The organism is Ewingella allii (assembly GCF_044430645.1).
GTDB classification, from domain to species: domain Bacteria; phylum Pseudomonadota; class Gammaproteobacteria; order Enterobacterales; family Enterobacteriaceae; genus Ewingella; species Ewingella allii.
Map to the genome: position 1 here is coordinate 80406 of NZ_JAWUDN010000003.1, position 14103 is coordinate 94508.

General features: G+C 53.1%; 14 protein-coding genes and 1 pseudogene. 11 read left to right on the forward strand and 4 right to left on the reverse strand.

The window, feature by feature from the left end; translation table 11 throughout:
• Positions 1-24: 24 nt before the first annotated feature.
• Positions 25-1215: a maltose/maltodextrin ABC transporter substrate-binding protein MalE gene (gene malE, locus SBO83_RS09150; protein ID WP_396131287.1), complete on the reverse strand. Its 1191-nt coding sequence runs from the start codon at positions 1213-1215 to the stop codon at positions 25-27.
• Between the two features lie 452 nt (positions 1216-1667).
• Between malE and malK the strand changes: the two genes are divergently transcribed.
• From malK to SBO83_RS09170, 4 genes and pseudogenes are all read left to right on the forward strand, one after another.
• The gene (malK, locus tag SBO83_RS09155; protein WP_034793386.1) at positions 1668-2777 is read left to right on the forward strand and encodes a maltose/maltodextrin ABC transporter ATP-binding protein MalK; all 1110 of its coding nucleotides are present in this window, start codon (positions 1668-1670) and stop codon (positions 2775-2777) included.
• Positions 2778-2807: 30 nt separating this feature from the next.
• A complete protein-coding gene (locus SBO83_RS09160) occupies positions 2808-4103 on the forward strand; it encodes a maltoporin (protein WP_272901264.1) in 1296 nt (431 codons plus the stop codon).
• Positions 4104-4324: 221 nt separating this feature from the next.
• Complete coding sequence (gene malM / locus SBO83_RS09165; protein WP_396131288.1) at positions 4325-5251, forward strand: maltose operon protein MalM; 927 nt, start codon at positions 4325-4327, stop codon at positions 5249-5251.
• A 106-nt stretch (positions 5252-5357) separates the two neighbouring features.
• Positions 5358-6195: pseudogene (locus tag SBO83_RS09170) on the forward strand (AraC family ligand binding domain-containing protein).
• A gap of 93 nt (positions 6196-6288) precedes the next feature.
• Here SBO83_RS09170 and SBO83_RS09175 read toward each other — a convergent pair.
• Complete coding sequence (locus SBO83_RS09175; protein ID WP_396131289.1) at positions 6289-6462, reverse strand: hypothetical protein; 174 nt, start codon at positions 6460-6462, stop codon at positions 6289-6291.
• 93 nt (positions 6463-6555) lie between these two features.
• On the reverse strand, positions 6556-7119 hold the full coding sequence (locus tag SBO83_RS09180; protein ID WP_396131290.1) for a hypothetical protein: 564 nt from the start codon (positions 7117-7119) through the stop codon (positions 6556-6558).
• A gap of 138 nt (positions 7120-7257) precedes the next feature.
• Between SBO83_RS09180 and SBO83_RS09185 the strand changes: the two genes are divergently transcribed.
• The 3 genes from SBO83_RS09185 (at position 7258) to SBO83_RS09195 (ending at position 9248) form a co-directional block, all read left to right on the forward strand.
• A complete protein-coding gene (locus tag SBO83_RS09185) occupies positions 7258-7704 on the forward strand; it encodes a DUF2000 domain-containing protein (RefSeq protein WP_396131291.1) in 447 nt (148 codons plus the stop codon).
• 99 nt (positions 7705-7803) lie between these two features.
• Positions 7804-8442 carry an RpiB/LacA/LacB family sugar-phosphate isomerase gene (locus tag SBO83_RS09190; protein WP_034793380.1) on the forward strand — a complete coding sequence of 213 codons (639 nt, stop codon included), beginning with the start codon at positions 7804-7806 and terminating at the stop codon, positions 8440-8442.
• A 104-nt stretch (positions 8443-8546) separates the two neighbouring features.
• Positions 8547-9248 carry an acid phosphatase gene (locus SBO83_RS09195; RefSeq protein ID WP_353503475.1) on the forward strand — a complete coding sequence of 234 codons (702 nt, stop codon included), beginning with the start codon at positions 8547-8549 and terminating at the stop codon, positions 9246-9248.
• Between the two features lie 261 nt (positions 9249-9509).
• On the opposite strand, the gene SBO83_RS09200 is transcribed toward SBO83_RS09195, so the two are convergent.
• On the reverse strand, positions 9510-10172 hold the full coding sequence (locus SBO83_RS09200) for a hypothetical protein (RefSeq protein WP_396131292.1): 663 nt from the start codon (positions 10170-10172) through the stop codon (positions 9510-9512).
• A 531-nt stretch (positions 10173-10703) separates the two neighbouring features.
• Here SBO83_RS09200 and SBO83_RS09205 point away from each other — a divergent pair.
• The 4 genes from SBO83_RS09205 (at position 10704) to SBO83_RS09220 (ending at position 14103) form a co-directional block, all read left to right on the forward strand.
• Entirely contained in the window at positions 10704-11444 is a 741-nt protein-coding gene (locus SBO83_RS09205; RefSeq protein WP_353503474.1) for a response regulator, read from the forward strand.
• Positions 11441-12748, forward strand: a complete 1308-nt coding sequence (locus SBO83_RS09210; RefSeq protein ID WP_396131294.1) for an ATP-binding protein — start codon at positions 11441-11443, stop codon at positions 12746-12748. Before SBO83_RS09205 ends, SBO83_RS09210 begins: the two co-directional genes overlap by 4 nt.
• Positions 12749-12909: 161 nt before the next feature.
• The gene (locus tag SBO83_RS09215; protein WP_396131295.1) at positions 12910-13179 is read left to right on the forward strand and encodes a YdgH/BhsA/McbA-like domain containing protein; all 270 of its coding nucleotides are present in this window, start codon (positions 12910-12912) and stop codon (positions 13177-13179) included.
• A 156-nt stretch (positions 13180-13335) separates the two neighbouring features.
• Positions 13336-14103 carry an alpha/beta fold hydrolase gene (locus SBO83_RS09220; protein WP_396131498.1) on the forward strand — a complete coding sequence of 256 codons (768 nt, stop codon included), beginning with the start codon at positions 13336-13338 and terminating at the stop codon, positions 14101-14103.

Genomic DNA, 14103 nt, shown 5'->3' on the forward strand with positions numbered 1-14103 from the left:
ACTCACTTTAGCTCAGGCGTCAGATTACTTGGTGACGCGGGTTTCAGCTTCTTTCAGCGCCTGCTCGACGGTTTGACGACCATTGATAGCATTGATGATCGCGCTGCGTTCGGCATACCAGAAGTTACTCATCTGCGGGATATTCGGCATGATTTCGCCGGTTTTCGAGTTCGCCATGGTGGCGGCAATGCGCGGATCTTGCTCCAGTTTTTCCTGATAGGACTTCAGCGCGACGGCGCCCAGCGGCTTGTCTTTATTCACTGCCGCCAAGCCGTCATCGGTCAGCAGGTAGTTTTCCAGAAACTCTTTGGCCAGCTCTTTATTCGGACTGGCGGCGTTAATACCCGCGGTTAATACCCCGACGAACGGCTTCGACGGTTTGCCGTGGAAGGTTGGCAGCAGCGTCACGCCGTAGTTGATTTTGCTTTTATCGATGTTTGACCATGCCCAAGGGCCATCAATGGTCATCGCGGTCTTGCCCTTGTTAAACGCGGCTTCGGCGATGGAGTAGTCAGTGTCGGCATTAATATTTTTGTTCTTCACCATGTCGATGATGAATTGCAGGCCAGCCTGCGAACCCGCGTTATTCACGCCGGTGTCTTTGATGTTGTATTTGCCGTTTTCGTATTTGTACGCGTAACCGCCGTCGGCGGCGATAATTGGCCATGTGAAGTAGGGTTCTTGCAGGTTCCACATGATGGCGCTTTTGCCTTTGGCGCGCAGCTCTTTGTCCAGCGCGGGGATCTCTTCCCAAGTCTTCGGCGCCTGCTTGATGATGTCTTTATTGTAAATAAGCGACAGCGCTTCCACTGAAACCGGGTAGCCGATCAGCTTGCCGTTGAAGGTCACCGCGTCCCAGGTAAACGGGAAGAGTTTATCTTTGAACGCCTGATCCGGGCTGATTTCCGCCAGCAAGCCGGACTGGGCGTAGCCGCCAAATCGGTCATGGGCCCAGAAGATAATGTCCGGGCCGTCGCCAGTGGCAGCCACCTGCGGATACTTCTCTTCCAGTTTGTCTGGGTGTTCAACCAGCACTTTGATGCCGGTGTCCTTCTCAAACTTCTTACCCACTTCGGCCAGGCCGTTGTAGCCCTTGTCTCCATTAATCCAGATGACCAACTTGCCTTCTTCGATTTTGGCAAACGCGGAGGACGACATGAAAAGCGTTGCCAGGGCAGATACTGCGAGAGTTCGTGTGACTGTCTTATTCATCATCTAATCCTTTAACGAGCGTAGAGAGGCGATTTTTATTCCGTCTGAAGGTGACGTTAATGTCGTAAAAGTCGGTTTGAGGTAGCCAGATAAGCTTGCCGGACCAGTGTCGGCGATAACTCAACATAGCTTCATCATCCCCCTCTCTACGCCCCCCTCTCTGGTTGTGTGATCCACTTAACACTGCCGCGCATTCTGTGGGGTATAACTCAAAATTATGGGTGGCAATTTGCCATCAAGATCACGAATTTGATCTTTAGTGTGAACTTTCAGCCGTTTGCGCAATAGCCTCATCCTCCTTCCTCCTCCCCCACTAAAATCTTTGTTACGGATGATTACGAAAAGGTATCGTTCCCGCACTCTGCCTGACATTCAGTTTCCTTGCTTACGCGGCAAATAAATGATTGACCGCGCGGTGAGCAGGAGACTCCAGCAAGTCTGTTCAGGAGTCGGCTATGGCGGGCGTATCACTTCGTAACCTCTACAAAGCCTTTGGCGACACGGTCATCTCAAAAGACGTGAATATTGAGATTGCCGAAGGTGAGTTCGTGGTTTTTGTCGGACCGTCTGGCTGTGGCAAATCCACGCTGTTACGCATGATTGCGGGCCTGGAAGACATTACCTCCGGCGACTTGCTGATTGGCGAGAAACGCATGAATGACGTGCCGCCCGCCGAGCGTGGCATCGGCATGGTGTTTCAGTCCTACGCGCTCTACCCGCACCTCTCCGTGGCCGAAAACATGTCCTTCGGCCTGAAGCTGGCGGGCACCAAAAAAGCCGAAATTACCCAGCGCGTGAATCAGGTTTCAGAAGTACTGCAACTGGCTCACCTGCTGGATCGCCGCCCGAAGGCGCTCTCCGGCGGCCAGCGTCAACGCGTCGCCATTGGCCGCACGCTGGTGGCGGAACCGACGGTTTTCCTGCTCGACGAGCCGCTGTCGAACCTCGATGCCGCGCTGCGCGTCCAGATGCGTATTGAGATCTCCCGTCTGCATAAGCGTTTGAAACGCACCATGATTTACGTCACCCACGATCAGGTCGAAGCCATGACATTGGCCGACAAAATCGTGGTGCTCGACGCCGGTCGCGTGGCGCAAATCGGCAAGCCTCTGGCCCTTTACCATTACCCGGCCAATCGCTTTGTGGCCGGGTTTATTGGCTCGCCAAAAATGAATTTTCTGCCGGTGAAAGTCACCGGTGTTGAAGCCGAACGTGTGCAGATTGAACTGCCAGACCGCCAGCGCGTATGGCTGCCGGTCGAGGGCAAAGAGGTCACGGTCGGTAGCAATCTGTCTCTGGGTATCCGTCCTGAACACCTCTTACCGAGCGATATTGCAGAAGTGACGCTGTCCGGCGTGGTGCAGGTGGTCGAGCAGCTCGGCAACGAAACCCAGATTCACATCCAGATCCCGGCTATCCGTCAAAACCTGGTGTACCGCCAGAACGACGTGGTGTTGGTAGAAGAAGGTGCAACATTCGCAATAGGCTTGCCGCCTCATCGCTGTCACTTGTTCCGCGAGGACGGGACTGCGTGCCGACGGCTACACCCAGAGCCCGGCGTTTAAAGCACGCGATCCCCCTACAGGAGAACAATGATGATGACTTTGCGTAAATACTCTCTGCCGCTGGCAGTCGCGGCGGGTATTTTTTCTACACAAGCGATGGCAGTTGACTTCACTGGTTATGCGCGTTCGGGCATTGGCTGGACTGGCAGCGGCGGCGAGCAGCAATGTTTTAAAGCGACCGGTGCTGACAGCAAATATCGTCTGGGTAACGAATGTGAAACCTATGCCGAGTTACGTCTTGGACAGGAAGTGTGGAAGGAAGGGGATAAGAGCTTCTACTTCAACAGCAACATCGGTTACGCCGTAGACCAGAGAAATGACTCCGAATCGACCAGCCCTGCCGTGCGTGAAGCTAACGTGCTGGGTAAAAATCTGATTGACTGGCTGCCGGGTTCAACTATCTGGGCCGGTAAGCGTTTCTACCAACGTCATGACGTGCACATGATTGACTTCTACTACTGGGATATCTCTGGTCCTGGTGCAGGTATCGAAGACATCGACTTGGGCTTTGGTAAGTTGTCTCTGGCAGCCACCCGTAACACCGAAAGCGGCGGTTCTTACGGCTACATCGCTGACCAGCGCAACGAAGTTCCAACCTCTAACGACGTGTTCGACGTGCGCGTAGCGGGCCTGAACACTAACCCAGGCGGCGTGTTAGAGCTGGGTGTTGACTACGGCCGTGCTAACCCGCGTGACGGTTTCTCTCTGGCTGACGACGCCACGAAAGACGGCGTAATGCTGACTGCTGAACACACGCAGAGCATCTACAACGGCTACAACAAATTCGTCCTGCAATACGCCACCGACTCCATGACCGATCCGGGCACTAACGGGGCAAGCGGCCACTCCAGCGGCGGCAGCGTAAACAACAACGGCAACATGTGGCGCGTGCTCGACCACGGTGCCATCGACTTCAACGATACTTGGGGTCTGATGTATGTCGCGATGTACCAAGATGTTGATCGCGATAACAATAACGGTACAACCTGGTACACCGTGGGTGTGCGCCCGATGTATAAATGGACGCCAATCATGAGTACCTTGCTGGAAGTGGGCTACGACAACGTCAAATCCCAACGCACCAGCCAGAACAACGGCCAATACAAAGTCACCCTGGCGCAACAATGGCAGGCTGGCGACAGTATCTGGTCACGTCCGGCAATTCGTCTCTTCGCCACCTACGCCGACTGGAACGAAAAATGGGGCTACGACACCGACCGCGGTCTGAACAACGGTCTGGCCATGAGCGACACCAGCACCAATACTTTCAGTCGTGGTAAGGACAGTGAGGTTACCTTCGGGGCTCAAATGGAAATCTGGTGGTAAAACCTTCGTCATCCTTCGCGCTGTGGCCGCGTTGGCTTCCGGCGCTCACCCCAGTCACGTAGTTGTCTACGCTCCTGGGGATGAGCTTGGTTGCCGCCTTGCCACAACACGAATGATTTAGAAGGTTGTGTGCCTACATTGGCTCAAAAAGATAAAAGACCAAGATGTGCTGGCTGGCGATCCTTTCGCCAGCCTTCATGGTGATTCAAAAGGAAATAACGATGAAAAAGAATCTGCTGTCACTGTGTCTGTCATTGAGCCTGTTGGCGATGACCCCCGCAGGTGTTTATGCTGCGCAAACTGACACAGCGGTTGCGCCGGTGATCTCCGCTCAGACCTTACAGAAATTGTCGTGGACGCCACTGGTTCCTCCGGTGACGCAGGATGTGACGCTGTCGGCCTCTGGCGCACAAATCAATCAGGGTAATATTCAGGGCGCGGTAGGGGCATTTGCTGTTCCAGCTGACCGTGGATCTCTGGAAATTACCGTCACCAGCATCGCGACCGGTAAAACGGTATATGTGCCGAACGTCTTAGTGCTGGACGAACAAATGCGCCCGGCGGCCTATTATCCGTCGAGCTACTTCCCGTATGAAAAACCGGGCATTGTCTCTAGCGATCGTCTGGAAGGCACTTTGAAACTGACGCCAGCGCTGGGTCAGAAACAGATTTACCTGTTGGTTTACACCACCAAGCAGGACCTGGCGACCACTACCCAGATGACCAACCCGGCCAAGGCCTATGCCGCTGGCGTGGGTAACGCCATCCCGGATATTCCAGACCCGATTGCTCGCCACACGCCAACCGGCACGCTGAGTATTAAAGTTCGCGCCGAGCAGAAGTCGGGCAACATCATGATTGGTCAGATTCTCGATAACGTGAATACCAGCACCAGCTCTGCGGCTCCGGCTCCAACGCCGATTATCGTTGGTCAGCAAGCTGCGCCAGCACCGGTTCGCACCGAACCTGCTGCACCAGCCAAACCGGCCGAGCCAATGCTGTCTGATTCAGAAGCCTACTTTAACAATGCGATTAAGAAAGCGGTGAAAGCCGGTGATGTCGATAAAGCACTGAAACTGCTGGACGAAGCCGAGCGTTTGGGTTCGAAAACCGCCCGTAAAACCTTTATCGACAGCGTTAAGCATTAATCCCCGCTGGCGCTTCAGCTCCTCCGTTTTGGGGGAGCTGAACATCCTTTCTCTTCCTCCTGCCCTTTTGTTACTCTGTTGTTAATTTAGACAGCGGAGCAGGGCCATGGCGCCAAAAAACTGGGTCGATTTATCGAAAGATAGAGAGAGGCATCGAAACCATTCAGGCGCATTTTGAAGGCCACGCCTATGATCCCCACTGGCACGACAGCTATTTAATTGGCGTAACCCGGCAGGGCGTGCAGCAGTTCAGCTGCCGTCGGCAAAAACACCAAAGCCTGCCCGGCAAAGTCTTTATGCTTGAACCCGGCGAGATCCACGACGGTGACGCCGTGGCACCCGACGGTTTCACCTATCACATGCTCTATCTCGACCCGCAGTGGCTCAGCCGCGAACTGGCCTCGCGTCGGGAGGATTTCATCCCCGGCGGCGACCCCAGTTTTGAGCGCACTCTGGCGCAGGATGTGCAACTGGCTCAGGCGGTTTCCAGTGCCTTCGACGCTTTGCACGGCAATGACCTGCGCATTGTCCGCGAGTCCGCGTTAGACGGCATGCTCAATGCGCTGGGTGGCCACCTGACGTGGCGACTGAAGGCCGACGGCGAGGGAACAGATGCCTCACTGGCCTATCGCGCGCGGGACTATCTTCACGCCCATATGCAGGAAGATATTGGGTTGGATCAATTGGCCGCCGCCCTTGGGGAAAGCCGTTTCATCGTCACTCGCGCCTTCAAGGCCGCTTTCGGCTTGCCGCCTCACGCCTACCTGATTCAGCTAAAACTGACCCGCGCCCGCCACTGGCTCGCCGCCGGGCACTCGCCGGTAAGAGTCGCCACCGACCTCGGTTTCGCCGACCAAAGCCACCTCGGCCGCTGGTTCCGCCGCGCATATCAGCTGACGCCAGCGCGTTATAGGCGGCTGTGTGGCAAAGAGGGCAATATTTAACGAGGGAAATCTAAATGAGGGGAGGTTTGCTTGCAGAGGGTGTCAAATAGCCGCTATAAAAAAGACTCCCGAAGGAGCCTTTTCTACGTGGTATTAACCTAAGTTCGCCATCTTTTGGCTTTTAGGCTGACCGACTAAATCCATATCTTTTTCTTTCAGACCGACTTTAGCGAGTTTGCTGCCATCAATTTTCGCCCAAAAATCCACTGAACGTTGCGCGGCGGCATTGGCTTTCTCGGCGCTGATTTTTGTCGCTTGCTGAGTCATAACGCCTCCTAATCATATTGTGGCTGATGCTGCTGATTCTAACGCAGCCCTGCTCATTTAACAATCAACTATGGATCGCACTAAGACGGCCTTTTATTGCTCAAAACGACTTATCTTTTCGATGAGGCGTTGCTTAATGTCGTCTAAACCTGCCGAAATTTTATTAAGGTCGTTCCAAACGGCGGCAAAGCCATAAGACCTATAACGCGGTCTTGCTTCATCGGTCGGATCTTGAATAATAATGTCCTCGATGCCAGTCATATCACAAAAGGTTGTCGAGTAAATCAGCGCAATAATGAACACGTTGCCTGTTAACGGAGTCCGCTGCTTGGCTAAGAAATTTTCTAGCATGCAAATAGCAAATTCACCTCTTAGCGGATCATATTTGCAAAGTATTACGGCATGAAGAGAGTCTGGATCATTATGGTCGATAACCTTAAGTGAGATATCCAGAATGCCGTCCTCTACGCTGCCTTGGTATCGCTCCATTGCCCACTGCCAATCTAAAGTGCCGCTGTATTCATCACTTTTAAGCCGTTGTTTATCTGTACCACTCAATGTACCTACAGAAATATTATTCCACCCGAAACCTGAAATGACCTCTGAGGTGGCACCCAAACATTTATCGTGAATATCCTTATTTGATAACTCGTTCACTAGGCATCCTTCCTTAGCTTGTTTTTTGTGCGACAGATAATACCCCCGTTACCGCCGGCTGTGCACAAATCTTCCAGATTGAGTTTTTCTGGCGGGCTATGCTCCGGTTTTCACTGTGCAAAATCGGAGTTTGTTTCTATGAATGCCCCTGTATCTCCTTCATCCTCATCCTCTTCACTACCGGAACGCTGCGTGGTGGTAATCAATAGTGAACTGAGTGCCGGACATGCCGCCAATGCCGCGGCGGTGCTGGCGTTGACTCTCGGCCAGCGCCATCCGGGGCTGGTGGGGGAGCCGTTGATTGATGCCGATGCGCGAGTGCATCCGGGGTTAATTCCTATCGGGATTAGCGTGCTGGTGGCGGACAGCCAAACCCTGTCGCAGCTGCACCAAACGCTGCTAAACGATGATGAGATGGACGGAGTGATTTTCCCGGTCGAAGGCCAGCAAACCACCGACTACGCGGCATTTCGTCAGGCGGTCACTCAGGTGCCGACGGATTCGCTGAAACTGCTGGGCATCGCGCTGGCAGGTAACAAGAAAGTGGTAAGAAAACTTACCGGCAAGCTCGGCTTATTGGGCTGATTCTGTGAATTCAGTCACGCCAGTGGTCATTCTTTCAAGCATAAAACTATTTTTTCATTAAAATGAAATGACGGTTCAATAATTGAAAGGGATGAAGAAATGAAAATTGCACTGATGATGGAAAACAGTCAGGCCGCGAAAAATGCGTCGGTCCTGAAAGAGCTGAAAACCGTGGCGGACGAGAAGTCTTACTCGGTTTACAACGTCGGCATGAGCGACGAGCAGGATCATCACCTGACCTATATTCATCTCGGTATCATGGCCAGCATCTTGCTGAATGCCAAAGCGGTGGATTTTGTGGTCACCGGCTGCGGCACCGGGCAGGGCGCACTGATGTCACTGAATATCCACCCTGGCGTGGCCTGCGGTTACTGTATCGACCCAGCGGATGCCTACCTGTTTGCCCAAATCAATAACGGTAACGCGCTGTCTCTGCCGTTCGCCAAAGGCTATGGCTGGGGCGCCGAGCTGAACGTGCGCTTTATTTTCGAGAAAGCCTTCTCGGGTGAAAGAGGTCAGGGCTACCCGGCTGATCGCAAAGAGCCTCAGGTGCGTAACGCCGGGATTCTCAATCAGGTCAAAGCCGCCGTGGTGAAAGAGAACTATCTCGACACCCTGCGCGCCATTGATAAAGATCTGGTGAAAACGGCGGTAAGCGGCCCGCGCTTCCAGAAATGCCTGTTTGAAAATGGGCAGAATAAAGAGATCGAAGATTTCGTCAGAACCCTGCTGGCGTAATTCCCCAGCCATGCCTCGCAACGCGCGCGGGCATGGCTGTCATATTGCTGTCATATCCGCTCTTTACTCTCCTGCTATTCGAAAAAAAACTCAGGAGCTCTCCCTTGCGTAAGTCCCTCGTCGCATTACTGTTTTTAACCCTTTCCGGCGCTGCATTTACTTCTCAGGCCGCTGAAGAAGCTAAGCCGTTTGTCACCAGCAAAGAGGTTGATCTGAGTAAATATCTGCCAGCTCCTCCGGCGGATGACTCGGCGCAAACCAAGGCTGAAATCAAAGAGCTGTTGGCGATTCAGGCCAGCCGTACCCCGGAGCAGGAAAAGGCGGCGATTGCCGACGCGCAGGAAAACGTCTGGCGCTTTGCCGATGTGATGGGCCCTGAATTCACCGCTGAAAAATTGCCAAAAGTGGCCGCGCTGTTTGACCGTGTCGTCGCGACGGAAGACGTGGTGGATGACTCCGCCAAGAAGTTCTTCAACCGTTCGCGCCCGTACATGGTGGATGAGCAGATCCACCCGCTGCTGAAAAAATCTAAGTCTGGATCATGGCCGTCTGGTCACTCCACCGTCGGCTATCTGATGGCGACCGTGCTGGCCGATATGGTGCCGGAAAAACGCAACGAGCTGTTCACCCGCGCCGCAGGCTATGCCGAGAACCGTCTGGTGGCAGGTTTCCACTACCGTTCTGACACCGTAATGAGCCGCACCGGTGCTGCGCTGATCGCCCAGAAAATGGCCGAGCAGCCAGAGTTCCAGACTGAATTCGACGCCGCCAAAACCGAACTTCGCGCGAGCATGGGGTTGAAGTAATTTCCCCGTGTCCACTCGCTCACAGGGATGTGGCGCGATCTAAACCAGTAAGTCCTCAAAGGCACTTACTGGTTTGGCCTTTCAGGTATTATTTTGGCAATCAGATAGACGACTAATATAGACAGGCCAATTGCTATAAAACGCTCATGCCAAGTTTCATAGTGAAAGAACCAATAACAGCATACAAAGAAGAGTAAGCCGCCGACGATAGCGCCAATAGACTCTATTAAGCTATACATGAGGCGTTTGCCCATACTTAGCTTAGGTTGCTGATCTTTTCTTCGCATTTATCTCACTCTCAACTAAATCAATGATGCTCTCAAAAGCTGGTTGGCCTTGAGTTCGCCTTACGTTTAGGGCTTCCACGAAGGGATTAAGAGCCGGCTCGACTAGAAAATAGAGCAGATCATAATTTCTATGCCGTAGTGCATTATAAACTTCAGGATTGTTCTTCAGAAGCCTGTCGGATGTATAGAGACACCTTTCGATCATACCTCCAACGAGCAACGTATTGCCGATCAATCCACCACGAATTGTAATTAAGACTGAGCTACGTTGGGCAATCGTTGTTGCAATCTTACCTGCTATAAGTGAGTTCGTAAGTGTACGCCCAGCCACTGAGGCCATTGTTTTGCTATAGATAGTGTTTTGCTTAGACTCAGGCACACTCTTGTTGAAGATGTTGAGAACAGTCTCGATAGTTCTCATAAAGTTATGATTTTCAAGAATGCCATGTCTAATTGCTCCTACCATTCTGATCCTTTCTGTCTCCCGTTGATAGCGGCTATTAGTGTTAATGAAGCCGTAAGCAAGGTATCCGATATCAGTTGGCACAGACATAATTCCGTGCACAAAACCAATGGCAGTTTCAGGTGAAATAATGATTTTGGCTATACGTTTAGCAATTTCTGCATAGCTACGCATGATTGATTCCTTTCATTTTTTCTTTGATTATAGAATCGATATTTAAAATTGGCAAAATATCTCTTCAATTCAATATAATAACAAAAGATTGAATGTTGGGGTTTTATAAACCTAATGGCTTTGCTTTATTGTTGGAGATTTTTTTGATTTTATAAAGTAATTATATTTATGTTTTTAATATGATGCATTAACTACTGATTTATTCATTTTATAAATGAAATCTTTATTAGCTGTGGCAATATATTTTAGGAAGACTTTTAAATCTGATTTCTTGCTTGGTGTTAAGCCGAGATGCATCGAGTAACATCAATTGCACTTAATTAGTTTTCTGTATTAAATTCGGTACAGTTCGCTGTAAGCTCACTGTGTTATACAGTTTTAAACGGGGTTTGTGATTGCTGATGGCTCTACTTTCACCTCTCGCCATGTATCCCCAGCCCGTCCAGATACACTGTGGTACAAAGCCGACTTTTTAGGCCGAAATAATAGGATACACTCTGTTCATCCCTCCTGATGCTAATGGACGTTTCCGTGGATCATATTGACCATATTCTGATCGTGGATGATGACCGCGATATTCGTGACCTTATCGCCGATTACCTGCAAAAGGCCGGGCTGCGCACCAGCGTGGCGGCTAATGGCAAGCAGATGCGCGCCTTGCTGGAAACTCAGCCAGTGGACCTGATTGTGCTGGATATCATGATGCCCGGTGACGACGGTTTGGTGCTGTGCCGCGAGCTGAGCAGCGGCAAGCATCGCACCATTCCGGTCCTGATGCTGACGGCCCGCCATGAAGAAACCGATCGGATTTTGGGATTGGAAATGGGCGCGGACGACTATTTGGTGAAGCCTTTTGTCGCCCGCGAGTTGCTGGCGCGCATTAAGGCAATTTTGCGCCGGGCGCGCATGTTGCCGCCGAATCTGCAAGTGACCGAAGCAGGGCGGTTGCTCTCCTTTGGCGTGTGGGATTTAGACACGTCGGCGCGCCATTTGGTGGATGCCGACGGCACTATTGTGGCGCTCAGCGGCGCGGAATATCGGCTGCTGCGGGTGTTTCTCGACCATCCCCAGCGCGTGCTAAACCGCGACCAACTGTTGAATCTGACTCAAGGCCGCGACGCCGAACTGTTCGAGCGTTCGATAGATTTGCTGGTCAGCCGCCTGCGTCTACGGCTCAACGATGACGCCCGCGAGCCGGCCTACATCAAAACCATGCGCAGCGAAGGCTACGTTTTCTCCATGCCGGTGGTGATCAAAGAGGCACGCGAATGACGTGGTGGCCGCGCTCTCTGCTTTCTCGCCTGCTGATTATCGTGCTGCTCGGCCTGCTGCTGGCTAACGCCCTGACGCTGAGCTTATTAATGTATGAGCGTATTAGCAGCGCGCGCTCGGTGATGCTGGGCAACCTCGAATATGACGTGGCGACCAGCGTGGCGATCCTCGACCGGCTGCCCGCCGCCGAGCGCCCGGCCTGGCTGAGCATGCTCGGGCGCGGAAACTACCACTATTTGCTCAGCGCCGGTCAGTCCGGTAAGTACCCGACGACGTGGCGTTCACAGGATACTGCCAAGTCGCTGGAGCAGGCGCTGGGGGCCAATTATCACCTGTCGATCAATGCTATTCCGGGCAAGCATGAGCAGTTACAGGCGCACCTCACCCTGAAAGACGGCCAGCCGCTGACCATCGACATCACGCCGCGCCCGACGCCCATCGCCAACTGGCTGCCCTTTGTACTCTGCGTGCAGCTGGCCTTGTTGCTGATTTGTTCGTGGTTCGCCGTGCGTCAGGCGGTGCGGCCACTGACCGTGTTCACCAAGGCGATAGAGTCCCTCGACCCAACTTCGCTGTCAGCCAGCACCATGGCGGAGAGCGGGCCTGCCGAAGTGCGCTACGCCGCGCGGGCTTTTAACGCCATGCAGGCCAGAATCAAAGGCTATCTGAAGGAGCGGGCGCAAATTCTGGCGGCCATTTCTCACGATTTGCAGACGCCGATAACCCGCATGAAATTGCGTGCCGAAATGGCCGACCAGCCCGAGCTGCGCGACAAGCTTCTGTTAGATCTCGAGGAGATGACCCATCTGGTGCGCGAAGGGATTGCCTATGCCCGTGCGTCAGAAAATCTTGAAGAGAAGTTCAGCCGAATCGACCTCAACGCCTTTATCGACAGTCTGGTGTGCGACTATCTCGACGTGGGGAAAAACGTCGCTTTCATCCCCGCCGGGCAGCCCGTGGCGCTGGTGACTCACCCGCAGGCGCTGCGGCGTATTCTGACCAATCTAATTGATAACGCGCTGAAGTTTGCCGGCAGCGCCGAGCTGCGTCTCAGCCTGAGTGAGAGTGGGGCGGCGGAGATCGTCATCGCCGACAATGGGCCGGGGATCCCGCCGGAGGAGCTGGAGTCCGTGTTGCAACCTTTCTATCGGGTCGAAAGCTCGCGCAATCGCGATACCGGCGGCACCGGGTTGGGTTTGGCTATCGCCCAGCAGTTGGTCAATCAGTTGAAGGGCAAGCTACAATTGGCCAATCGCCAGCCACAGGGTTTGCAGATCACAATTCATCTCCCACTGACTGAATAATTGTTTTCTTATGTATCAGCGCCGCCCGGCGCTATACAGAAAAACAAATCTCGCGTTAACTGAAACAGCCCACATACATTTATCCGTTTAAATAAGTCATCCGCCGAGACAAGGTTCGGCGGAAATAAACTTAACTTAATCGATATATTATGAGGCTTATTATGAAACTCTTCCGCACCGTTATTCTGCCACTCTCTTTGCTTATTGCCGCCGCTGCCGCCACGCCTGTCTTTGCCGCAAAAGAAGTCAATAATACACAGGGCTTGGTGAAAATTGGCACCGTTTCTGACAGCAGCAGTAATGCTCTGTCGTTATCGGAGTTAAATGACAACCTCTCCATGAAAGCCGATAAAGCCGGAGCCAGCGCGTATCGCATTATCGCCGCCGGGGGGAATAACAGTTATTACGGCGTGGCCGAAATATACCGTTAATTGTGTATCTCATTATTTATTACGTCATCCAGATACATAGACATAAGAATCCGCTACCAGACCGAAACATGCCAGATACATAACCACTTTAGTCTGGTTATGTCGGGAAGCTCATCCCGCCCATGTCCCTTGGTCTGGTATTTCAGGAGAAAAATGATGAAGCCGCTACACAAAACGTTTTTGGCAATGACCGTCGCCGGTCTAATGACCGGCTTTTCCGCCCACGCGGAGCAGGTTCACACCATTGTTCTGGTGCACGGCGCTTTCGCCGACGGCACCGCCAGCTGGGAACAGGTGATCCCCGCGCTACAGTCGCGCCATTACGAAATTATCACCGCGCAAATCCCGCTGACCTCGCTGAAAGATGACGTCGAAGTGACCGAACGCGCTATTGCCCGCGCCAAGGGCGACGTGATTCTGGTCGGCCACTCGTGGGGCGGCACGGTCATCACTCAGGCTGGCAACAACCCGCGCGTCAAAGCCTTAGTGTACATCAACGCCTTCGCGCCGTCCGCCGGGCAGTCCACCGCCGATCTGGTGAAAAGCTTCCCGGCACCTCCGGGCAGCGCAAAAATTGTGAAAGGGGTCGACGGCTTCCTCAGCCTGCCAGCCAGCGCTATTGCCAGCGACTTTGCGCAGGACGCCACGCCCGAGGCGCAGAACATCGTGGGCATAACTCAGGTGCCAATCCGCGCCTCAAGCTTTGATGAAAAAGTCACTAAAGCCGCGTGGGAAACCAAGCCCAGCTGGTTCTTGGTCGGCAGCAAAGATCGGATGATCAACCCCGACTTGGAGCGCGCGATGGCGAAGAAAATCCACGCCCGCGTGACCGAGCTGCCGGTAAGCCACGTCCCGATGCTGTATGACCCAAAAAACGTCGCCCGCACCATTTTCAAAGCGGTGAATATCACTTCGGGTAACTAG